17 protein-coding genes are annotated in these 23677 nt (G+C 37.7%); 8 read left to right on the top strand and 9 right to left on the bottom strand.

All coding sequences use genetic code 11. From position 1 onward, the window contains the following. Positions 1-40: 40 nt before the first annotated feature. The 3 genes from PPBDW_RS09420 (at position 41) to PPBDW_RS09410 (ending at position 5953) form a co-directional block, all read left to right on the top strand. A complete protein-coding gene (locus tag PPBDW_RS09420; RefSeq protein ID WP_036795064.1) occupies positions 41-490 on the top strand; it encodes a hypothetical protein in 450 nt (149 codons plus the stop codon). Positions 491-583: 93 nt separating this feature from the next. Continuing rightward, positions 584-1318, top strand: coding sequence for a hypothetical protein (locus tag PPBDW_RS09415; RefSeq protein ID WP_146145946.1), 735 nt, complete (start codon positions 584-586; stop codon positions 1316-1318). Positions 1319-1543: 225 nt separating this feature from the next. After that, on the top strand, positions 1544-5953 hold the full coding sequence (locus tag PPBDW_RS09410; protein ID WP_054262108.1) for an SslE/AcfD family lipoprotein zinc metalloprotease: 4410 nt from the start codon (positions 1544-1546) through the stop codon (positions 5951-5953). Between the two features lie 90 nt (positions 5954-6043). Here PPBDW_RS09410 and PPBDW_RS09405 read toward each other — a convergent pair whose 3' ends face one another. Next, a complete protein-coding gene (locus PPBDW_RS09405; RefSeq protein ID WP_036795061.1) occupies positions 6044-7978 on the bottom strand; it encodes an FUSC family protein in 1935 nt (644 codons plus the stop codon). A 188-nt stretch (positions 7979-8166) separates the two neighbouring features. Further along, complete coding sequence (locus tag PPBDW_RS09400) at positions 8167-8529, bottom strand: hypothetical protein (RefSeq protein WP_036795059.1); 363 nt, start codon at positions 8527-8529, stop codon at positions 8167-8169. A 292-nt stretch (positions 8530-8821) separates the two neighbouring features. Here PPBDW_RS09400 and PPBDW_RS09395 point away from each other — a divergent pair, with 292 nt between their 5' ends. After that, entirely contained in the window at positions 8822-9103 is a 282-nt protein-coding gene (locus PPBDW_RS09395) for a hypothetical protein (protein WP_036795058.1), read from the top strand. Positions 9104-9417: 314 nt separating this feature from the next. On the opposite strand, the gene PPBDW_RS09390 is transcribed toward PPBDW_RS09395, so the two are convergent. Both PPBDW_RS09390 and PPBDW_RS09385 read right to left on the bottom strand, forming a co-directional pair. After that, positions 9418-10920 carry an alanine/glycine:cation symporter family protein gene (locus PPBDW_RS09390; RefSeq protein WP_036795057.1) on the bottom strand — a complete coding sequence of 501 codons (1503 nt, stop codon included), beginning with the start codon at positions 10918-10920 and terminating at the stop codon, positions 9418-9420. A 555-nt stretch (positions 10921-11475) separates the two neighbouring features. After that, positions 11476-12483, bottom strand: coding sequence for a ribonuclease T2 (locus PPBDW_RS09385; protein WP_036795056.1), 1008 nt, complete (start codon positions 12481-12483; stop codon positions 11476-11478). Between the two features lie 460 nt (positions 12484-12943). Here PPBDW_RS09385 and PPBDW_RS09380 point away from each other — a divergent pair, with 460 nt between their 5' ends. From PPBDW_RS09380 to PPBDW_RS09370, 3 genes are all read left to right on the top strand, one after another. After that, positions 12944-13258, top strand: a complete 315-nt coding sequence (locus PPBDW_RS09380) for a hypothetical protein (protein WP_036795054.1) — start codon at positions 12944-12946, stop codon at positions 13256-13258. Between the two features lie 379 nt (positions 13259-13637). Next, positions 13638-14510: an ABC transporter ATP-binding protein gene (locus PPBDW_RS09375; RefSeq protein WP_081278646.1), complete on the top strand. Its 873-nt coding sequence runs from the start codon at positions 13638-13640 to the stop codon at positions 14508-14510. Then, positions 14507-15337, top strand: a complete 831-nt coding sequence (locus PPBDW_RS09370; RefSeq protein ID WP_036795052.1) for an ABC transporter — start codon at positions 14507-14509, stop codon at positions 15335-15337. The genes PPBDW_RS09375 and PPBDW_RS09370 overlap by 4 nt, the downstream gene beginning before the upstream one ends. Before the next feature lie 140 nt (positions 15338-15477). Here PPBDW_RS09370 and PPBDW_RS09365 read toward each other — a convergent pair whose 3' ends face one another. The 4 genes from PPBDW_RS09365 to PPBDW_RS09350 form a co-directional block, all read right to left on the bottom strand. After that, on the bottom strand, positions 15478-15681 hold the full coding sequence (locus tag PPBDW_RS09365) for a hypothetical protein (RefSeq protein ID WP_036795050.1): 204 nt from the start codon (positions 15679-15681) through the stop codon (positions 15478-15480). A gap of 332 nt (positions 15682-16013) precedes the next feature. Next, entirely contained in the window at positions 16014-18884 is a 2871-nt protein-coding gene (locus PPBDW_RS09360; RefSeq protein ID WP_036795049.1) for an Hsp70 family protein, read from the bottom strand. A gap of 166 nt (positions 18885-19050) precedes the next feature. Continuing rightward, positions 19051-20886 carry an Hsp70 family protein gene (locus PPBDW_RS09355; protein ID WP_036795048.1) on the bottom strand — a complete coding sequence of 612 codons (1836 nt, stop codon included), beginning with the start codon at positions 20884-20886 and terminating at the stop codon, positions 19051-19053. Next, complete coding sequence (locus PPBDW_RS09350) at positions 20886-21554, bottom strand: DUF2760 domain-containing protein (protein WP_036796415.1); 669 nt, start codon at positions 21552-21554, stop codon at positions 20886-20888. The genes PPBDW_RS09355 and PPBDW_RS09350 overlap by 1 nt, the downstream gene beginning before the upstream one ends. A gap of 477 nt (positions 21555-22031) precedes the next feature. On the opposite strand from PPBDW_RS09350, the gene PPBDW_RS09345 reads away from it, so the two are divergent. Next, a complete protein-coding gene (locus PPBDW_RS09345; protein WP_036795047.1) occupies positions 22032-22385 on the top strand; it encodes a YajD family HNH nuclease in 354 nt (117 codons plus the stop codon). Positions 22386-22506: 121 nt separating this feature from the next. Here the strand turns inward: PPBDW_RS09345 and PPBDW_RS09340 are convergent, their stop codons facing one another. Continuing rightward, complete coding sequence (locus PPBDW_RS09340) at positions 22507-23589, bottom strand: site-2 protease family protein (protein WP_036795046.1); 1083 nt, start codon at positions 23587-23589, stop codon at positions 22507-22509. Positions 23590-23677 lie beyond the last annotated feature (88 nt).

The raw sequence follows: 23677 nt of genomic DNA, 5'->3' as shown, positions 1-23677 counted from the left end.
CTATCCTTGTAGCGTTTTTTTACTTATTAGTGATGTCATTATGACTAACCATTCGTCACGTAAACAGCCTCAACATCAATTATCTGAAACACGTTTTTGGATTCAGCGTTTAAGCAAAACAGCTATTCGAGCAGCTCATATTTTAGGTGTTGCTATCTCCAGTGGTGGTTTTATTTTCCACCTTGATAAAGCGTTATGGCTTAATTGGTGGCTATTATCGATGTTCAGTGGTGGATTGATGATGGCACAAGAAATTTATCGTTCAAAGTTGTGGTTAATTCAGCTTAAAGGCGTGCTGACATTTATTAAGTTAGGGCTATTAGCATCAATTATTCTGATCCCTCAACAACAGCCTAATATTTATATTATCGTCTTATTACTTTCCGTCTTTATTGCTCATGGCCCCGCGGCATTAAGACATTACTCGATTTGGCATCGACGTGTTATTGATGAGCCAAAAGGGATCAGAAAAAAGAGCTTGAATGGGTAATACCACAACCGTTAGTTGACTTCGTCGCTAACGGTTTTTTATTACAACAGAAGCAGCAAAAAAGAATCACAGTTAGTACACTAAAGAGTATGAATGAAAAAAGGAGTCGGAATGATTAAATATGGGGCGTTATATTTATTATTTACGATCATTTTTGCTGCTGCTGTCATGATAGCTGATCGGATTCATAAGAATCAATTACTTAAAGAAACAAAAGATTCTGTTTATTTAGATACAGACAAAGAGCGTGCGACATTTGCAGCTGATATTGTACGTAAATATATTTTAAAACCTGATCAGCTTTTTCCTGCTGTTGAAAATGGGTTACCGCCGTACCGTTATGGGTATGCTGATTTAAATAATAATGGCAGTGATGAAGTGTTTATTATTATGCAAACCGATGAGTTTTGTACTAAAAATGGCTGTCAGGGGTATCTTTTTAGCCATACTCAGAAAAAATTAGCCAGTTGGAAAAGCATTTATCGACCAGTTTTAGTCGCTGATGAATCCCATAATGGTTGGCGTGATATTTTGATTGGCAATGATAATAAAATGCATCGAATTGAATATATTGCTGGAGGTTACCAAACGGATTTAACTAAAGCCCCTGAGTTTAATAATCGTCAACAAGCGTTAATTGCTGTTGGGTTAGCACTTGATAGTAAATATTATCGCAATGGTGGTAGTAATTTAGCCCTAAATTATTCTCAACCTATATTTGACTGCCAGCAATGCTTTTTGTTTAGTTTTAATCGTTATGATGAATCAGATAATGACTTTTATTTATCCGTAAATACCAAAGATAAAACAGTAACGACTTATCCTTAAAAGTGTATCTAATTGTTTCAATTTGTAAGAATTTAATTCATTATTTTTCAACGGTTTATGTTTTTTGTGCGTTATTGTAAGAATTATGTTTTTTACAAAAAAATACGATTGCTTATAGCCATAGTTCGGTATATATATTCCCGTAATAGATATAATAAAAATTAATTATGGAAGTTATTTGTGGCAAATAAAAAGTTGATTGTATTAGCAATATCATCTGCATTAATGATGGGCTGTAATGGTAGTAGTGATTCAAGTGAGCCTATTCAACCACCTCCAGTTGTTGATCCTGAAAAGCCAGATATTACGCCTCCTGTCGATCCTGATACGTCGATTCCACCGTCTGTTCTCGATCCTGCTATTCAAACGCATATAGCATCGATTAGCACTAGTGGTGTGAAAATTATAGGTGATGTAATTTGTAACCAACAACAACTGAGTAGTGATGGCATCTTTACAGTTAAAGATGGTGAATCTTTTACATGTTATTACGGATCTGTTGAGTTACTGAGTGTACAAGTGCCATTACCTAAGGCTGTAACAGGTGCACTTGATCAGAAGATCCTTAATTTTGATACGAATGCTGCTTTTAGTGATCAACTTGTTGCTGAGAATAGTGCATTACTACTAAAAAAAGTTAGTACATGTCAGTCTACTGCTGGTCAAGTGTGTCTTGATGAATTAAATAGTTTTGATATTAGTGATCTTTATGGTTCAGACAATAACGACGCTATTGATGCTTTTTTACATCCAACAGTGTCAGATGAAGCTGATAAAGAAACAGAACAGGTTGATAAAGCACCGAGCTCACATGTTGATCCCAGTGTAAAACCTGAAGTTACAGTCACTGAAACTGATTTAAATGCAGGGTTTATATCCGCTGCGGCAGAAGAGCATTATGTCTATAAGCCATCATCCGAATTGCGTGAAATAACGTCAGCGGTGTTGACCGATGATAATGGCCAACCAATTACAGGTGTTAATTATTACACTGCTTCTTCGCGTGGGATAACGGATGCACAAGGCACATTTGAATATGTGTGGGGTGAAGTAATTACTTTTGGGCTTGATACTTTTACTTTTGGTGAAGTTAAAGGTAATCAATTAAAGTACAAATTAACCGATGTTACTGATAATACAATTATCAAACAAAATATAACGGCATTGATTGAGCGTTATGCTAAAAAAGATGGGAATAGTGTTCTATTTGGCGAAAACGTACATAAAACGTTTGCTCTATATCCGAATGCAATTAATGAAATTATCAATATAAAACTACCTAATGGTGCCATTATTGAAGGTACTAGTTTCACAGTACCTAATGAGTTTGAGCAACAGTTTAACGCAGGATTAGCACTTGATATTGATAATCAGCTACGCTTGTCGTCTTATGACTACCAAACAGAAATTGTTAATACAGTCAAAACAAGTACTGGTAATATCAATGCAACTTTAAAGCAGCTTTATACAGATGTTAATCAATTTCATATTTTTCATGATATTGGATCTTATTATAGCGCTTCAGGGTATGCGCGATTGATGCGTAATCTCAATATATCAAATACAGCATTTCCAATATTAATGCCAAGAAATGATAGTAATTTCTGGCAATCTTTTGGTGAATATCAAGCGTGGACACGTGAGCTAAAGCCTCATGTTGTTGATGCGAAGACAATTGATGCAAATTCTTCGGTGGTCATGAAACGCCCACCTGTTGTTGGTAATTCTAATGTGACCTTTAATTTACCAGGTATTACTGTTGGTGAGATAGGTCAAGGACGTGTTATTTTTATCGGCAACGCTTTTTATTCGTCAGTATTATCTTGTCCTGATAGTTATTGGGGATCAAAATCGTTAACGATTAAGAACCAGCAGTGTTTATATCAAGAGAATGGTGAATTCGTTGATCCAACCCAAAATACTCAATATGATAATGGCGATATGGCACAATTCTTTAAGAATGTGTTTACATGGTTAGCGACAGATTATCAAAATGGAGCACAATCATTAACGGTTGCGACAAATATTATTCAAGCACCATATTTTGATCATGGCCATCAATCATGGTTACCTAAATATGATTTTTTTATTGATCCTCGATTCAATATAACTCTTGAAAATGTAGCGTCTGGTGGTTACGCAGGATTAGATCCGTTATCAACCCCAGTATTATTACTACAGTCCTATGAGTTAAAAATATCAGTCGGATCGGTAACATCGAATATTGAGCAGCCGAAATTAACTTTAGAAGATATTAATGCCCTGATTGAGTATGTAAATGCTGGTGGACATATTATATTTATGGATTCAATTGCCGAAATAAACCCTGAGCCATTAGCTAAATTAGCTGATATGGCAGGCGTTTCATTAGGTGGTTCAAATGTAGCGCATGATACAACTCAACAAAATAATTGTGGGGTAAGTTATTATTGCCAAGGTAACATAACTCCTAATGTTCATACAGTAACTGAAAAAGAACTGGTTGTTTATGAGCGTTTTGAGTATTTATCTGAGCCGGAATCAAAAATAAAAATTAATAGTGATGGTACTATTACGTGGCCTAAGCCAAATAAAATGCCAAAGTTAGAAGTCGCTTCTTTCCCTATCTCAGATGAAGCTGCTAAACGCTATGCTTTTATCGAAGTCGAAAATGCGCAACAAAAACAAGCAGCTATTGATGAAATTAAAGCTGCATTTCCTGGTGTGCAACAATGCAACGATAGCTATGAATTTGAAGTAAACTGTATCGAAACCCGTAAAGGGCATGGTATTCCTTCATTTGGTAATTATAGTCGTACTAATTATGAACGCTATCCTATGAATGTTGAGGTCGTCGACTCAATGGTTCAGGCGGCTAATTTAGGTGCAAACCTCGATAAGTTATTTGCCCATGAATTGTATTACCGAACTAAAGGTCAGCAAGGTAAGCGTTTATCTCTTACTGAGTTAAATCAGACCTATGATAATACTTCAGTATGGATGTGGAATGATGAGCAATATCGCTTTGATGGTGGTGTTGATGAACTTGGGTTTGAAAAAGCGGTTGAATACCTTAACTGCTACACCAATGATCAGCATAACGGTGGTGGAGTATGTACAACAACAACGCGCGATCAGTTGATTCAGCATAATTTTATTACTGAAAATGGTGAATTGCAGCCAAGTTACCCTTTGAATTATCAAGAAAAACCGTTAACTCGGATTATGCTTGGGCGTTCATTCTGGGATTTAGGAATTAAAGTTGATACGACAACGTATCCTGGGCGTCCATTAATTACGAATGACACTGCTAAGGTCGCTATTTCAACAGCAAGCGGTGGGGTGATCGGTACTGCAAATAATATGCAGTCAACGGGACTATGGGCTCCTCAACATCAAGATGTGACTATTAATGGTGGGGTCGCTGCGACCATAACTATTGCATTGGTTGATGACTTAACGGGAATGGAACAACATGAGTTAGGGCTGAAACGTCCACCTCGTGTCCAGAAAAGTTTTGCATATAATGGTTCATCATTAACGTTTCAAGTACCTTACGGTGGTCTAATTTATATTAAACCTACGGTATTAGATTCTGATTTATCATCAATGGTAAATTTTGACTTTACTGGTGTGGCTAAAGCGTCATTTTGGAAAAATGGTCAGTGGGTTAACCCGATTAACACTGATGTTCCTTTCGCTGAAATTGATACTGGTCATGTGATTTATACAACACCGGTTAATAATATAGCGAATTATACTGTTGCCGATATGAAGGGTTTTAGCGATGAGATGAATACTTTTGCAAATGCAGCAAGTGATTTTCATGGTCGTGATCAGCAACAATTAGAAGGAATGAATCGCCGATTTACTTATGATGCACTGCCTGAGTATCGTCATCGATTTGTCAATGATGTACAAATTAGTATTGGTGCAGCGCATTCAGGCTATCCAGTACAAAGTACAACTTATAATAGTGCAGCAACAACAATTCCAACGAGGCCTGTTGATGATTGGTTATTGTGGCATGAAATTGGCCATAATCTTGCCGCTGCGCCTTTTTCGTTCAGTGGTTCTACCGAGGTGACGAATAATATCTTAGCGTTATATATGCAAGAACAACGTCCAGCTCCAGATAATAGTATGAGCCGAGTCAAGAGTGATATTCAGAAAATGCCAATTCTGTTTGCACGAGATAAAGGTCATGTATGGAGTCATGGGAATGCTGGCGTGCGTTTAGTTATGTTTGCGCAATTAAAATTATGGGCAGAAAATCATTTCAATATTGAACCATGGTATGAAAATGCAGAATTACCATCACTATATGGTACTGATCAAGGTTGGAATATGTTCAAGTTGATGCATCGTAAAGCACGTGGTGAAAAGGGTACTAATGAAAATATTAATTATTGTTCAGCATCTGAAACAGGTTTAAGCCAAGGTGATTTATTGATGGTATGTAGTTCTTATGTATCAGGCTACGATTTATCAAGTTTCTTTACTTTGTGGGAGCCGTCAGAAGTGATGTCAGTATTGCCTAATGGTGACAAACTTTATGATGGTGGTATATCTGCGAAAGGATTACAGGTGTTATCGACGCTTAACCTACAACTACCAGAAATTAAGCCTGAAGATATAACAAGCCTAGTTCAATAGAATTGAAGCCTCGTAGTAAATAAACGCCAACAGCCAGTTAGTCAATCTAACTGGCTGTTTTTAATTATGAATAACCAAGTATCAGTCAATCTATACTACAAATGCTCGCTGATATAGCATCCACGCGGTAAGTTGCTGAATATCTTTTTCGATTAAAGCACATAACATATCTTCAGGAATTGGTGTCGATTCAGCATTAAATGGCGGCATAGCACCATGCTTACAACGGTCTGGAAATGTTTTCTTTATCCATTGTAATTGGCTGATCCAACGTGCAGTAGATTGTGGTTTATCTGACTGAATTCCTAATTTCGTTGCTAATAATAAACTATCGTTTAAACGTTGTATTAAAACCAACAAACTTAACCAATCCTTTGATGTGCGAGGGCTTAGATTAGGCTCTTTCAGTAAATTCATTACTTCGCCGTTCAAGGAATAATAACGTTGTTGGCTTTGGTATAAGTTAATTTTTTGTTCCCATTGTGGTTTATCTAATACAGCAACATATAGGATTTGGGATTTTATCATGCTAGAAGTATGACGATCTAACCAGGTCATGGTCCAACTTGGCGCAATAAAATAATTGACTGAAAATGCGATAGTTACCCCGAATAGTGTGTCGATAATTCGATAGAATGACACATACGTATTATCAGGAGAGAGCAAGCTAATCGCAAATACAATCATTGATGTTAACCAAAACACATGAATGTCATAACGTTCTTTATGATAAGAGGTAAATGCGAAAAAAACTGAAATACTGGTTAGTAGTATAAGGTGCTGTGGCGGCACGAAATATAAACAAACAAAACAGTAAATACCACCTAATGCAGTGCCATAAAAACGGTTCCAAATACGATGGTTAGTCACCGCCATTGATGAAGTCAATAAGACAATAAATGCCGTTAATGAGATCCAATATCCTTGGGGAAGGTGATAAAACTCAGTTAAAAATTGTGTAACAGCTAACGTAACAGCAATCTTACCTGCATGGCGCCATTCTTTAGAATTAAATTTAAGTGCCTGACAAAAATCACTAATGAAAGCGCTACTGTCATTAGTGAATAAGTAAATATTTTTACTATAATCGGGTGCTGAAAAAGTATCGAAATTGTAGCATCGCTTGAATTTCTCTATTATATCAATGATATAAACTGTATTTTTATATTCATTAGTCGCAAATGTAGCAGTGATTTGTTGATTGTTTTTTAATTGTTCAACTGTTGTTTCTATCCATGTAAATAATCTAATTCGCGTTGTTTGGTGAAGGTCAAAGCTAAGTACACGTTCTAAACAAATAATATATTCAGACATTTCTAATAAACGCTGCAGTTCGATTTTTATTTGTAATGCACGTTTAGATGATGACACAGAGTTACTGTAATAAGCCAAGTTATGAGCACTTTGGTAGAATAACTGTCGTTTTGTGGCTAGTTGTGTTTCATTTTCAGAAAAACGTAATTCATTTAACCAGTCAGCAAGGGCATTGTGTACCGTTACTGTATGCTGTTGCAGAATTCGACCTTTAAAAAATGGCCATAAGATTAGCGACGACACCATAACGCATAATCCAGCAAAGATATTCGCCATCATAATAATGGTTAAACTATCACCTACAGAAGCAAAATGAATTGTCATAATGTAGATAAAGCCAAAGTTGTAGCCAAAGGAGCGAATATGAGGGCGTTGATTAGACATTAGGCCATAGAGAATAGCTATTGAGCATAATGTGATGGCACTCAGCCACATATTATCAAAGACAAAAAATGCTAAATAAGTTGCTACAACGGTAATCAGTGCTGAGATCACCAGTATCTGTAATCGTTTTAAATAGGGAAGGTTACGTGCTTGAACACCGAGTAACCATGCAGTGATTAAGCCGGATATTCCCGCACTAGTAAAACCTAAACTATAAAATAATCCTAAGCTGATTAACATTGGAAAGGTTATACGAATAGAATCAGGAATATCTGCGGCGTTGGAAAACCAGCTGCTAAACGTAGTCGTTAACGTTGTTATTTTCATGATGGCGGCTTGTTAGTAGTGAAACATACAGATACGACAAAAGATAGTTAGGAACTAAAAGCTAAATGAGTCGTAGAAAAGTAATAAATATTGATAAGCGAGTAATGGATTATTGGTAATTTAATAGCAAAAAATTAATGAGAAGATAGAGACAGTGCATCATGTGAAGCACTGCTCGTTTCATGTATTTATGCTGATTTTAGTAGCAATTGACCAAGGTAATTCATCGCAAAAGCAGCATCCTGTGCTGCCGTATTTACTTTGGTGATGAGTTGTTGAGCTCGCTCATCATCTTTTAAGCTGATTTTTATCTTATTAACCAGTTGCTCTGACATTTCGGTCTTTTTCTTACAGTCATTAAATAATGCTGAAATAACTGAAATATCAATCTCGCCGCCCTTGTCGAATAAATCGGCAGCAATGTTATATACAGTATGAAATTGATTAGCCGTATCTTTCTTACCTGCTTCAACTTCTTTAGCCCACTCCGTAGACCATGTTTTAAAAATAACGGCAATTTGAGGGTTAGGTTGCACTTTTATTGGTTGCATTATGTAGTCCTTGAAGTGGTTATAACTAGCATAGTAATGCAGCTTATAACGGGATTAAAGCGCAATTTTTAGAAAGTGATAGCATCGGGTAAATTTCATAATGATTGGATGTTTTTACCTCAGAAACTGGTGGTTAACCGTACAACATTGAGGTGAGTATCACATTATTTAGTTATATATTCCATTTTACATCAAGATCTTTGCGAAATGGCTTGCATGCGACACTGTAACGTTTTACGTTAAATACAGCCCTTGGCAGTAGTGATAGCCAATAGGTGCTAAGGAGAAACTCATGATTAGTGTGAACTTCGAATTGGCAAAACAAGCATATGCTAAAGTGCTTATGTATCCTTATGGTGGTGAGATTGAGCAGCATGAATATACTGCACTGCGTGTCTTCCGTTGGGATTTAGCACGAGCTGGCAAGCCAATAGATAAAGCCTTTGATTTAAGATTGCAAGCGGGTGGTTATCGTAAAATAGCGACACAGCCTGCAAGGGCACATCGTCCACTTCCAGCGTGCGTTTTAGCACAAATGAGCGAAAGCTGGAAAAGCCAACATGGTTACCTATAATGTTTGAATGTCCCTAAGGCTAAAGAATTTATTTCTTTAGCCTTTTTATTATATTTGTTTTTATCCTTACTCTAGCCTACATCACGCAACTGAGTTTTTGATCTGGTGCTGACTTCTACTCGTAATTGCCGACAGTAAATGTTCGCTAAGGAGGAGGGTAGTTATGGATTCGGTCAGTTATTTTAATACTCAGCTCATTAAACATCAGCTGTATATTGTTGTCTCTTCTCGGTGATATTGTTGTGTGAAAATAAAGATAAAAAAACCAGTCATCGCTGACTGGCTCTTTAAGTTATCAATAATATTTACTTCTATTATTTATCGAACGTATTTCCATTCGCTTCACGTGCTTCTGCGATGGTATCTGGATGCCATGCACCTTCGATATCTTTTAGTTCTTTAAATTTAGAACGGTCAAACTCTGGTGTTTTACCGGCTTTAAGTTGTTCTTCGTAATCTTTGATGACTTTAATTGCCAATCCAGAAAGGAAAATAAGCGCAACAATGTTTACTAGCGCCATTAAGCCCATAGAAACGTCGGCTAAGCTCCAAACTACAGGAAGAGAAGCGACTGCACCAAACATCACCATGCCTAAGACACAAAGACGGAATATCAGTAAGCCTTTCTTAGTATTGCCATTTAGGAACATGATGTTTGTTTCTGCATACGAGTAGTTTGCAATAATTGATGAGAAACAAAATAACAAGATAGCAGAAGCAATGAAATAGGTCGTCCAATCGCCTAATTGGTTGCTTAACGCTTGCTGCAGTAAACCAATACCTGTTGCTGCATCTGGCGTGTTCATTACACCGGATAACATGATCATTGCTGCTGATGCCGTACAAATAACGATAGTATCAACAAATACACCTAACATTTGTACGAAGCCTTGTGATGCTGGGTGGTTAGGATTAGGGGTTGCACTTGCAGCAACGTTAGCCGCTGAACCCATACCTGCTTCGTTTGAGAACAAACCACGAGCAATACCACTTTGCATTGCCTGTGAAGCAGTAAATGCAACACCACCGGCAACAGCTTCATGCCAACCAAATGCACTTTTAACAATAAGTGTCAGTACAGCGGGTAATTCAGTAATATTCATTGCCACAATAACTAGCGCGATAGCTAAATAGCCAACTGCCATGATTGGAACAATTTTGGTTGAAGCGTTGGCTACACGTTTTAAACCACCCATAATAAAGAATGCGGTAAATACTACGATTACAATACCTTGTGTAGTTTCATTCCAACCAAAAGAGTGGTGTAGTGCGTCTGTGATGGTATTTGCTTGAACGGCATTGAAGACAAAACCAAAAGCAATGATAAGACAAATTGAAAAAAGAGTACCCATCCAGCGTTTGCCAAGACCTTGCTCCATATAATAAGCAGGACCGCCACGGTATTGGCCGTCAACATCTTTTACTTTGTAGACTTGGGCCAGGGTTGATTCGATAAAAGCGGTCGCCATACCAAATAAAGCAATCAGCCACATCCAGAAAATAGCACCAGGGCCACCGATAGTTAATGCAACTGCAACGCCGGCCATATTACCCGTACCAACACGTGCTGCCATTGATGTACAGAAAACTTGATAAGAACTGATACCATTTTCAATATCACGTCCACTTTTTAATACATGTATTGAGTGGCGGAATTGACGTATTTGAATAAAGCCAAGACGAACACTGAAGTAAATACCGACACCAACCAGTAAATAAACGAGAAGCTGGCCCCATAAAACGCCGTTTACTGAACCAATAATCGCCATTAAGGTGTCATTAATTGATCCTAGTATATTTCCATTCGTAGAAGTCATATTTTTTCCTGTTAATAAAACTATGTAGCCTCGTAAGGTTACTTAGTGAAGAGGAACATTCATCATGTGTGAGTGCTCTTGCTATCGGTTGCTATAATAGGTTTTTTATTGATAATAATTTGCAATATATCTAGTCATTAGTTATTACAATTATTAAACATGTAACCGATTTCATTGCCATGGAAGGCGATGCAAGGTAGCACAAAAAAGCGAAAATCCAAGGGGACTTATATCACAAAAAAAGAATTATTACTATGTAACACGTTACATTATTAACAAGGTGGTGTTATTTTACTCTTTATAATCAATTGGTTATAAAAAAATGTGAATAGGGTTATAATAATTATATTGTACGCCGTACATTATCGTATGTTGAGATTTTATGGATAAAAAAAACGACATAGATATTATTGATTATGATATTTTTAGATGAAGTTAGTTATTCAAACAGCCGCTATAAAGGCAGTTAGACGGTGAAAAATTATATTTAAGGAGATAGAGAGCAAATTAGATATTACTCTCTTATTTTAGAAATAAAGCTAAATATGAGAATGCTTACTTTCCAGCAGCTTCAATGTATATTTTCTTATGACAATTGCCATAAAAAGGACGTCCCTTAGGGCCAGACTCAAGCAGCTCTTGAACACTGTTGTTAACATTAAATGATTTGCCTATATTCAATCTAACTTCATTTAAATAACGGCCTTGGCTACACGCTAAGCTAATTCGATCAACAGCATCGGCTCCAAAATGAGAAATAAGGTTCTTTTTAAAACTCGCGGTTGAGACATTATTGCCTATATTAGATTTTATAAATTGTCCGATTGCTGAAGCATCTACTTTTTCTACCAGTTTCGTTGCTGTTAAAAAATAGGCGTTATCATCGAGGTTTTGACAGGCACCGTGTTTTTTCCACTGATATTCACCAAATTTTGTTTGATAATAAAAATTTGGCATCCACGGTGCGATTTCTTTGACCGTCGAAGCTGAGAGGTCTAAGCGTGCGTAACGATCACAATAGCCATATTTGGTACCGCAACTGGTTTTGTTAGGCCACAATCCATGCAGAGTTAAATTAGTAATGTTTAATTTACCATCATTAATTGCCGTACATTCTGGTTTATTGCCCTTATACTTAAAGTGCTCGCAAAATCCTGGCTGCCAGGTTAAGGCTAATACATATGAATCAAAATCATTGCGAGTATCACAGCTTTTTGACGATGTGTTTAATGATGCTGATGAAGAGGGCTGAGTTATAGCTTCATTATTAAACTTTGCTGTACCACAAGATTTACTAACCCAACGCATAGCTGGGGATGCATTAGGGATAAGTATTTGTATCCAATCATATTCTTTTTTATTAATAGCTTTTATTGCATATTGTTTATTATTAATTAATTGGGTGTTATCAGGGTTGGTTTGTTTACGAAAGGATTGGTAGGCTTCACAATGGCCATTTGATGTAAAACTACCAGAAGATCGAATTGATGCATTTGCAGCCAGACTAGAAAAAGCAATGATACTACCGACAACTACGGTGACTAAAAGAGAATTAGAGCGCACAATTTGCCTATTACTGAAGGATAATTAATTGCTAACTATAGTAGATTATTACATTTTTATTAAGGGATATAATCCGATACATAGAATAATAGAATGTGATATTGAGCGAAAAATCGAGTCAAAAAAGGACATATTCTCAAATTTAAATGAATAAATTGACGATTTTTTTAAATTAGTGTTCACAATAAAGCTAACTCAGAGTAATATTCACAGAAGTAGCGTCCCCTGCTACACGAAAATGAAAAGATCAATTATAATAAAAGAGTCTTTAATGTGAACAGATCACTTAAAGAGTGTTGGTGAACAGATACCAATCTCATTTATTCATCTGAGGTTATTAATTTCATTTAGCTAAATATAGAACAATGTTAATTTATCTGATTAAGATTGATCATCTTATCAATGCATGCTTAACCATTACAGTGTTAAAGCAAATTTGTATTATTATCCGAGGTTATTAATGGACAGTTTCGCTGCTGCAGAAAAAGCGCTCAGTGCGATGTTAAAAAGTGTAGAAGCTACAGGTGAAGTAAAGGAAGCCCGCATTGACTATCGTCAAATTTTAATTGATTTTGCTGATGAAGTTCCAGGTCGCCAAAAAGCGGTAATCAAACGTATTCCTCTGCAAAAAATCAATAACCTAATTGCTGTATTACATGAGTTCAAACAAGAATCACGTCAATCTCGTATGATTGAGATTTTAGCGATGATGGAAAAAGACGGTGTCTCACCGCATGATCTCCTTATTGAAGAGTTATCTAACGAAGTTGAATAACTATATGAATCAATAACTAAACTGATTTAAATGTTTATTTATTAAAATATAACTATGCCTATGCTGCTGATATCTTAATACTATATTTATTGTGTAATATCGATTACAGCCTTCTTATTTTAATATAGTAAGTTGCATTTTTATATTAATTAATTATTTAGTATGCAGAGTTAATTATATTAGCTCTGTATAACCTCGCTTATATTCGTATTATTGAAAAACATTGCGGATAGTATGCATTGCTATCCGTCTTTTCTACGTCATACAATTAAACGTCGTTTTATTTTATTGCTAATTTTGTAAGCCTTTAATTTATAAAGCTACCTGTTTATGTTATTAATAAATATTATTTTGATTAATTGGTCACTAAGGATTTTATGTGGGTAATATTAACTGCAATGAACCTTTTATTAAAGCTCAGCACATTACTAAATCTTATCATGGTAAAAAAGCATTAGAAAACATTAGCTTTAACTTATCTAGTGGGCAAATTCTAGGCTTACTTGGTCATAATGGTGCAGGTAAATCGACATTAATAAAAACCTTATTAGGTATGCACAGTTGCGCGGGGGAGTTAAGCATTTTTAACTTATCTCCTGAAAAACATCGTGAAAAAATAGTTGAAAACCTTGCTTATATTTCTGATGTGGCGATGTTACCTGATTGGATGACAGTAAACCAATTAATGGCATATACATCAGGTGTACATTACCGTTTTGAGCGACAAAAGATGCAGCAATATTTAGCTCAAACTAAGATTAATCTTAACAGTAAAATAAAAACGTTATCGAAAGGTATGAAAGTGCAATTGCATCTAGCACTGGTGATGGCTACGAATGTTAATGTGCTTATTTTAGATGAGCCAACGCTTGGGTTAGATTTGATGTATCGTTCGACCTTCTATCGTACTTTGATGGCATGGTTTACAGAAGGTGAGCGAGCATTAATTATTGCGAGTCATGAAGTAAATGAAATAGCCCATTTATTAACAGATGTTTTAGTTCTTAAAAATGGCCAAGCGGTTTTACAAGCTCCATTATCATCATTAGCTACTGAGTTTACGATTTTATCTGTTAATGAAGATAATATTGTCGCTGCTAAACAATTAAACCCGTTAGCAGTAAACTGCCAATTAGGGCAATATCGATTATTGTTTGAAGGTGTTGATACCTCGAGACTAACCCAGCTTGGTGATATAAGCCAACCAAGTCTTGCTGATATATTTTTAGCTAAGCAGCAGGAGACGGTATGAAACAAAGCTATACATTGATCAAGAATGAATTATTAGAACATAAAATAATCATACGATTACCGCTATTTTTGGCATTATTTACCATGCTAGTGGTGGTATTAGTATTAAGTAATATTAATAACTTTTCTTTTAATATTCAGATGAATGGTATTGATGGTTGGCAACCACCGATCACAGCGTCATCATTTGCTGGTGTGGTTGGTTCGGTGTCTTTATTTATTGCAGGCATTGTATCATTACTGAGCTTTTTTACTTATTCTGCAAGGGCTCTTGCAAAGGAGCGTAAAGAAGGTAGTTTAGCTTTTTGGCATTCAATGCCGGTGAGCGATAGTAAAGCGATTGCGATTAAATTATTGGTCGCATTGGTTGTTATTCCATTGTTTTCATCATTGCTATTATTATTTGTTGATATAACAGTATGGATCGTCGCTATGTGGGTTATGCCAACGGACATGCTAGTTGAAAATTCACTTTCTTTAGTTGCGATTGGATTACATTGGGGACAGTTTATTTCAATGATGGCAGCGATGAGCTTAGCTTTATTACCCATTGCTTGTGTTATTTTTTGTGCTTCTCAGTTAACTGAACACCCATTATTGGTGCTGTTTGTTGCGATAACCTTAGTTAAGTTCATTAGTTATATGTTGTTTGACTCGATGGCTATAGGCACTTGGCTTAATAAAGTCAGTAATTTGGCGTTTAATATTTTAACCAGTAATCATCCTTGGCAAACATTAACCAGCGTGGGAATGGTAACATTATTAGGGTTACTAGTTTTATCGGCGGGAATATTTAAGACAAGTGTGCATTTACGTAGCAGTGATTGAGCGTAATAGTATAATATTAATGTTATTAAAAGAGAATGTAATGATACATTCTCTTTTATTTCGCTTCTAATTAAACCATGGTTATTTTATTTCATATATACATTCGTATATCGGTTTAATTACAAAAATACATTTAATAATTAAGCAGCAGAAACTGACTCAATGTACTGTACTTCATTTTTATATTTGCGAACATTACGAGATAGTGTGCCTTTTGGTAGCTCATAACGCTTCTCAGCTTCGTAGCTTGATAGCCCATCAAATACTACTGCTGCAACAGCAACACGCTGGTTTTCTGATTTGAAGATACGTTGTGCGATTAAATCATATTGTGTATTAGTCATAGTCTTGCCTATTTGATTTTTTTAGAGTGAGATAATGGTCGTTCCAATTCGTCCACTCAATGCTTGAAAAACGGTCGACTTGTTATATATATAACAAGTAAACAAATGCTGTTAGCAAGACAATAGCAATATGAACCTTAACAGAAGATTAATAGAATTATTTTTGTGGTTTAATTTAGAATTTAAAATGAAAAAGTAAGACTTTCTGTCAGTTTTTTTAATCATAGAGCCAGTAATTGTGCTTTATTTTTAAATAGGTAATGTTAGATTGAATATATGTGGTGAAATAAAGGGAGGTGCTAACTCCCTTTATTGAGTTATTTTGAAATTAATTAGCCAATAAGACGTAATCCATTTGGCAACGCATCACCAAATACGCGTTTTGTCTCTGCTTCTGTCAATATTTTGACCTCGGAAACCATTTCGATCCAGCTATCTGGGGCTTTACTTTGTTTTAATTTATTAATGACTTGCTGGCGTAGATCGTCATTAATATCTAATGTTCTATCACCTGTCATACGTGTCATCATTACTGCAGCAAAACCAATGTATGATTCTTTACGCCAATCATAAGTCATTAGCTCAGGTAAGCAGTAAGAAACATGCTCTGCTGATAATAAATTATGGGTACTGCCATAAAAAGGAGAGCGAGTTGCTATACGACCAATTGCCCACCAATGTGCTTGTGCATATTGAGTTTTTTGAAGACGGCCAAATAGCCACTCAATTAACTGGAGCTTTTTATCAAACGGTAAATGCTCTAAAGAAGCCGCTAAGCGTACCATATCTTCATAACTACGCTCTTGGAGCTCTTTATTTAGCTTGGCGTTACGGCTAGCGCCAGGAGTAATATATTTAGCAAGATCTTTATAGATAAGAAGCTGTTGTTCTTGCGTTAAACCTCCCGCAACACGACGCCAAAATGTCCACCAATCACACCATGTTTGGGTATTAGTATCAAATTGAATGCCATGCTGATACAGCTGCCAGATTTGTTCCATGCGATATTCATCTGCAGGATAGCCAAAGCCTGGACGCATTGTAAAACCGGTTAGTTTTAGCCAATTACGTTCATGAAGATCTGAACGACGACGGCGCTTTTTACTGTCAAGTAAGGCATTGGCTAGTTCACGTAAACAAGGTGTCTCCCAATTATCTCGTTTACCTAATATTTTATCGAGATCATTACGCAGCGTTTTGACTGCTTTATTGTTATCTGTAGTTTTACTGCCACCAAATACTTTTTTAACTGCGTCAATCGCTTCCGGCATTCGAGCTGGAAGCTCACTTTCAGCGAGGGTGCTATCAGAATCATTATTGCGGTTTAAACGTGCTAAATCTTTGCGAATAGCAAATTCAACTTTCCAACGTTTAGTGTTGTCTGTGAGGCTAACAGCTTCAATTTGAAGCGTACCCACTTCTGTTAGCTGACAAGCTAAAGTAACTTCTTCACGATCTTTTTGGTTTGCTGCGAGTTGATTACGATCACGATCACTGTCTAAGGTCGCGATAAAAGGAGGTAGGCTAACATAGCCATCACCTAATATCTCAACCAGTTCACCCACATCGTGATGTTTATCATTCGTTGATGAGACTAAGTTAAATCGCACAGGTTCACCTAAGGTTAATGCAAATTTACGGTGGGTTAGTGTAACTTCGATACCTTCTTCAATGCCTTTTGGTAATAAACAGATACCTTGCTTTGTACCTTTGTTTTCACCAATGGTAAGGAAGAATGAACGTGCTGAACCACCGCCTATTTTTAGCTGTGCACCATGACGAGCTTTAGCATAAGCAACAGCACCAAATGCAACGGCTAAATCAGGGTGAAGGTTTTTCAATTCAGTGACAGGTGCGCCACGCCAGCGAGAGATTATATCTAGGGTACGGGCGGAAAGTAGGGGACTGTTAAATACGCCACCATTGAGCAATACCGCTACCGGAATAGCGGGTTGATCATCACTAATGACAATTGAATCTGGATAGCGAAGATTAAAATCATTAAATGCTTCACGGCAGACATTATCGTGTAGATCAATAAACTGCGCCACATGCTTACTAATCGCAGGATCTGCGGCATAGGGTAAGCCAAACTCAACCATAGCGGCTTGACGCTGGTTTGGTTGATCGGTGAACTCAGTGATAGGGAAAAAGCCATCAAGCGCGATACTGTGTACTTCTTCACGGTTTAACTCAATACTTTTTGCACCACCAATCAAACGCGAGCCACTGCCGAGCATAGTGACTTTAGCATTGTCTGGCGCATTACCTGATAATAACTTTTCTTTCACTTTACGGGTTTGCTGAATCAGTTTTGATAATGCAGCAGGACTTAGTTTCTTAGATTCACCATGTAATCGCTGCTCAGCGACATGTGCTAAGGCTAAATCGAGGTTATCGCCACCTAGCATTAAGTGATCGCCAACCCCAATACGATCAAGAGTCAATTTACCTTGATCACTGCCGACTTTAATTAAACTTAAATCGGTGGTACCACCACCAACATCGCACACCATTAATAATGGAATGTCTTTTAATAATTCATCCGCTTGTTGGCGGTTTTGGGCATACCAGTCATAACAAACAGCTTGTGGCTCTTCAAGTAATAATACTTTTTTTAATCCAGCCAGTTCAGCAGCTTCTAATGTTAATGCACGTGCTGATTCATCAAAAGAGGCAGGAACAGTAATTACAACTTCTTGTTGTGCAAGTTTATCGTTTTTATGATGATAATCCCATGCTTGACGGACATGGTTAAGGTAGCTCGCACTGGCAATTACAGGAGATACTTTCTTTACATCAGACGTTGAAGCTGTTGATGACCACGGTAAAATGGCTTCGTTGCGATCAACATGCTGGTGAGATAACCAACTTTTGGCACTGACGACTTGACGTCCTTCAACTTTGGCGCCCAATTCACGGGCAAATTCACCAATAATTACGCTTGGGATTTCACCTTTTACAAGTTCAGCGTTCCAAGGTAATACCAGTTGGGTTATATCCATTTCCCCTTCTGCTGGGTGATAACGGAATGAGGGTAACAGTGGTTTACGTACCACTTCACCCGGTGCAATTAATTGGTCGATTTCGAAAATATGCATCGGACTTGTTTCTAACGTATCCGTGATTTCACTATAGGCGACAACGGTGTGGGTAGTACCTAGATCAATACCGACAAGGTAGCGTGGAGAAGATGAAGGCATGCTGACTCCATAAAATAATTGAAATGAGAAAATAGCCAGATGGGAAACGGTCGATGTGTCAGGTTTGTGGGGAAAAAACAGGTGAGTATAGCCCCCTGACATGTTTCATTGGCTAGTTGTTAGATAAATAAACGGCGCACTATAAAGTGCGCCGTTGTGTTCGTCATTACGCTTCGCGAACGTCAAATTCGACTTGCCATTTCTGACCGTTATCCGTCGCAATCGCTTCAAGGCATAACATGCCCAGTTCTGTAACATGCGAGGCGAGTTTAACAGGAATAACTTCGCCGGCAGTACGACCTTCAGAGACTGGTAGGGTCATTTGAATCGCGGGTAACTCTTCCATTTCTTCTGGTTGCCACCAATCAAGGTGAGTGCCTGCAATATCGTCACGACGTACAGTTGAACCAAAGAATTTAAACTGTACTGGCTGACCGATAATCAAACCAAACTCTTGGCTTGGTACATCGGCTTGGCTGCCTTCTTCCATACCAAAAGGTGCCACACATAGTGCTTCTAATGGTGGCTCCATTCCTGGAATAGCAGGCATTGCACTTTCAATACCGACGTAGTAGCTACTTGCTATACCACCACGAATACGTACCCCTTTACCGCGGCGTACAAAGCCGTAGTATGAAGCACCACTTGCAACCGCAAGATCAAGATCAAGGCCTGAAAGTAACTTCGCTTCTGTTGAACCTGCTGTTGTTAACCAGTTATTGATAGTAGATAACAGACGCTCTGACAGTAATGATGATTTCAGTACACCACCGTTGAACAAAATAGCAGTAGGGCGAATAAAGCCTTCGTGTTGTTGTTCATATTGTGCAAATAGTTCTTCTACAGCTTGGCTTTGACGGCTTAAGAATCCAGCAACATGGCGTGATACCGCAGCATCTTGTGCATATGGCAGACCCATTTGGGTTAATGCGCCACGAGCAGTTTGTACTGGTAATTCATCAATAGGTGTCTGTGGGAAGAAGCCTTCAACCAAGGTTTGTTGTACTTCTTCTTGTGTTAGTTCTGTTTGTAATGTGCCGCCTAGCAGCTTAGAACCACGACTAGGAACAACAATCGGCATCGATTGTAGTTCAGCATCGTTTAATAGTGCTTCTTTAGCATCACGACAAGCATGAGTAATTGCCAGCACTTGCCACGGTTGTAATTGCTTGCCTTCTTGCGCTAGCTTCATCTTTAAGCGATAGGCTAGAGCAAGATCCATGTTATCACCACCCAATAGGATGTGATCGCCAACAGCTACACGGTTAAGCGTTAAGTTACCGTCTTCTTCTGTAACTGCAACTAACGATAAATCCGTTGTACCACCGCCAATATCGACCACTAGAATGATATCGCCAACAGCGACTTGGTCACGCCAGTTATCGTCGTTATTCTTGATCCAGCTATAAACAGCAGCTTGTGGCTCTTCAAGTAATGTCAGATGCTTAAAGCCAACATTACGCGCCGCTTCTGCAGTTAATTCACGCGCAGCAGGATCGAAAGATGCCGGTACTGTGATGGTGACATCTTGATCACAAATAGGCGTGTCAGGATGTTGGAAATTCCATGCATCAGCCATGTGTTCAAGGTATTTTTGTGTCGCCTCTAGTGGTGATACTTTAACCACTTCTTCAGGACTATTTAGTGGTAGGAATGCCTCGCGGCGATTAACGCCACCATGACAAAGCCAACTTTTCGCGCTTGAAATAAGGCGAATAGGTGTCTTACTACCTAGATTTCGTGCCATAGCACCAACAATAGCATTAGGTTTTGCATTCCAAGGAAGTGCAGTATCACCTTCAGCTAGCTCTGATTCGTGAGCTTGGTACATAAATGACGGTAATTGATTTTTATCTTCCACATTACCAGGAGTGGTTAATTGTGGAATCGTCATTACTGTGACATCAGCGTTTTCATTCTCAAGATCGACATAAGAAAGCACACAGTGTGTTGTGCCTAAGTCAATACCCACGCTGTAACGATGTTGTTGTGTGTCTTGCATTATAATTCTACCTCAGCGGCTGCGATGATATGTACATCATGGCCTTCTGCCAATTTAGGCAATTTAACATTTGTCACTTTCCAACCGCGATGGATCAGAGTGCCACTAAATGGCGCTTCACCGACCACGTTACCCGTTAGGCGTACTTCAGAAGCATTAAATCCTTGGGGTAGGGTGATGCGAGATTCTTCATCTTCAGAACGAACTGGTTCAAAGCTAAAGTATTCATTAAGTACTTTTTGACCACCTTCATGAATAACACGAGCAGCAGCACCAATATCAGCATCTGCAAAGCCTTTAAGATCTTCTTGCATGAAATCAATAAAGCGCGCGTCTTGTTGTAAAAGTGACAGTAGTTGGAGTGCTGAATCTGGTGTTGATGTTTTTAGTTTTGGTTCAACTTCTACTTCAACGATCTTTTCAACAATTTTTTCTACTTCAACAATTTTTTCAACAGGTTTCTCGACGATCTTCTCAACGATGATCTCGACGGGTTTTTCAATCTCAACGATTTTTTCTACTTCAATCTCTTTTTCAACAATTTTTTCGATCTCAACAGGTTTACCTTTTTTCGTTAGATACATTAACAAAAAGATCACTGCTAATGCGCCTAAGATTGCGTGCCCCATGTCGATACTCGTTGGCATCGCCGACAAATCTACGTGCATCGCTGATAATTCAGTGAGCATATTGGAAAAATCAAAAGCCATATTTGTTTACTCTTAGCGGTTAAAGGTCGATTCGCGAAACGTTCTGTTAGAATCAGCTTCAAATAATTGCATGAATATTAGCATAGACCTTTTCGAAACGTGTTATCTATACAAGGTTTTATCTCTTAAAATCCCGAATAAAAGGTCTCTTCGCTTAAATTACAGTCAAAAGATTAAGTTAAATACAATGAAAATTATGTTTAATTTTTAACTGAAAATGTAGCTATCATAATATATGGAGACTGGTGAAAACAATTTCAAGCTAACTGTTTGTATTAAAAGATCAACCTAGATTAAATTGTGATAGATGACAGAAGAGCTGAAACTTTACTTGAAATTTGTTGTTCGGTGGTGGTTCAATACGGCAATTGGCAATACGTTGTCTAAACTGACTAGAGAGACTAGCGGTTAATTCTTTATAAAATAGGTCAAGATATGTCGTCTGATTATACTGGCAGCAGTGCCGCTTATGCTCGTCAAGAAGCGGGCTACCGTGAAAAAGCATTAAAAATTTATCCGTGGGTATGTGGTCGTTGTTCGCGTGAGTTTGTTTATTCAAACCTGCGTGAGTTGACGGTACACCACGTTGATCATGATCATACTAATAACCCTCAAGATGGTAGCAACTGGGAATTATTATGCTTATTTTGTCATGATCACGAACATGAAAAATACACTGATGCAGATAATGGTCAGGGGAGTGTGATTCGTGCTGGTGAAGATGATCATCAAGCGGCGACATTTAACCCATTTGCAGATCTTAAAGCGATGATGGCGAATAAAAAATAACGCGATCGTGATTAAGTAAACACTGTTGTTAATGATAATGAAAAAGCCAGCATTTACAGAGGAGCCGTGTTTTGACACAGTTCACTGAATGCTGGCTTTTTACTTTTTACATTAAGTGCGATTAAGTACCTAAAATTTGTAGCGGTAGGCTAAGTAAACTGTCACCTAAACTCGCAAAATAAGCAATAATCCCTACAAAAGCAGCAACAAGGCCTATATACCACACCGTTGAGAAAATTTGACCGTAGCGATCTAAAGGCAACAAATGACTCTGATGGCGTTGTCGCCATTCAAAGATGATTTCTAAACTGCCCATAATCAGTAAAAAGCCAAATAAAGTTAGCCCTAAACGATAACTTAAAATAACCCCAGTGACGGCTGCTAATGCGCAAGCAATAATACCGATTTTACTGTTCATCGAAAAACTAATACTTTTCAGTACATGGCCACCATCTAATGGCAGAATCGGCAATAGATTGAATAGATTTAGCAGCGCATTAAAAACGGCTAACCCGGCAAAAAACATTTCTCCGGTGATCCAATAAGCAATCATGCTGACTAAGGACATGATTAAACCAAAGGCTGGTCCCATAATTGAAATCACGACATCTTGCCAACGAGTGTTAATTTTCTCGTCGCTTAATGCTAACCCACCAAGGAAAGGGATTAGGTAAATGCCTTTGGTTTTCATGCCAAAATATTTCATGGCTCGAATATGGCCATATTCATGAAAGACCAAACACGCTAACAAAGCTAAAGCAAATTGAATTGAGAATAGCCACGAATAAGCGGCCAAACTGGCTGAAGCAAGAACAACTTTAATTAATTTAGCACTTTTAAGTGCTTTCATGCCTAATGATGCTAGTCCGATTAGGCTGAATCTTTTTTCTGGTTTTATGGGGTTTTGAGGTTGCTGGCGTTCAATATCTTTATCATTACGCTCACCCTGCGCAATCATTTGCTGATCAGCACTGGCTTGATAATGGATCAGAAACGGCTGCCAACTCAAAGTGCCGTTAAGTTGGCATTGAATAGTTTGTTCATTATTTGATAATTCAAACTGATGTGTAAATTGATCTGTATCGGTTGGCGCTGCTGCAATTTGGGAAACTAGCGTGTTATCCCAAAACAATTGTTGCCATCCAGCCATTGAGCCTTCAAGTCGCAGCGGCTTACCTAAAAAATCGATAGCCAATAGTTCCAATGCATTATCCATAGTGTAAAAAAAGATAATGGGATTATACGGAAAAAAATGTACTGAACGAGCTTATGTTACTGGTTGTTACATATTC

Origin of the sequence: Photobacterium kishitanii, assembly GCF_000613045.3 — a bacterium.
GTDB lineage: Bacteria > Pseudomonadota > Gammaproteobacteria > Enterobacterales > Vibrionaceae > Photobacterium > Photobacterium kishitanii.
This window is presented reverse-complemented; position numbering and strand designations above follow the sequence as displayed.

Excerpts from the sequence above, each read along its gene's own strand:
- PPBDW_RS09420 (WP_036795064.1), top strand. The coding sequence starts at position 41 with ATGACTAACCATTCGTCACGTAAACAGCCTCAACATCAATTATCTGAA.
- PPBDW_RS09415 (WP_146145946.1), top strand. The coding sequence starts at position 584 with ATGAAAAAAGGAGTCGGAATGATTAAATATGGGGCGTTATATTTATTA.
- PPBDW_RS09410 (WP_054262108.1), top strand. The coding sequence starts at position 1,544 with ATGATGGGCTGTAATGGTAGTAGTGATTCAAGTGAGCCTATTCAACCA.
- PPBDW_RS09405 (WP_036795061.1), bottom strand. The coding sequence starts at position 7,978 with ATGAAAATAACAACGTTAACGACTACGTTTAGCAGCTGGTTTTCCAAC.
- PPBDW_RS09400 (WP_036795059.1), bottom strand. The coding sequence starts at position 8,529 with ATGCAACCAATAAAAGTGCAACCTAACCCTCAAATTGCCGTTATTTTT.
- PPBDW_RS09395 (WP_036795058.1), top strand. The coding sequence starts at position 8,822 with ATGATTAGTGTGAACTTCGAATTGGCAAAACAAGCATATGCTAAAGTG.
- PPBDW_RS09390 (WP_036795057.1), bottom strand. The coding sequence starts at position 10,920 with ATGACTTCTACGAATGGAAATATACTAGGATCAATTAATGACACCTTA.
- PPBDW_RS09380 (WP_036795054.1), top strand. The coding sequence starts at position 12,944 with ATGGACAGTTTCGCTGCTGCAGAAAAAGCGCTCAGTGCGATGTTAAAA.
- PPBDW_RS09370 (WP_036795052.1), top strand. The coding sequence starts at position 14,507 with ATGAAACAAAGCTATACATTGATCAAGAATGAATTATTAGAACATAAA.
- PPBDW_RS09365 (WP_036795050.1), bottom strand. The coding sequence starts at position 15,681 with ATGACTAATACACAATATGATTTAATCGCACAACGTATCTTCAAATCA.
- PPBDW_RS09360 (WP_036795049.1), bottom strand. The coding sequence starts at position 18,884 with ATGCCTTCATCTTCTCCACGCTACCTTGTCGGTATTGATCTAGGTACT.
- PPBDW_RS09355 (WP_036795048.1), bottom strand. The coding sequence starts at position 20,886 with ATGCAAGACACACAACAACATCGTTACAGCGTGGGTATTGACTTAGGC.
- PPBDW_RS09350 (WP_036796415.1), bottom strand. The coding sequence starts at position 21,554 with ATGCACGTAGATTTGTCGGCGATGCCAACGAGTATCGACATGGGGCAC.
- PPBDW_RS09345 (WP_036795047.1), top strand. The coding sequence starts at position 22,032 with ATGTCGTCTGATTATACTGGCAGCAGTGCCGCTTATGCTCGTCAAGAA.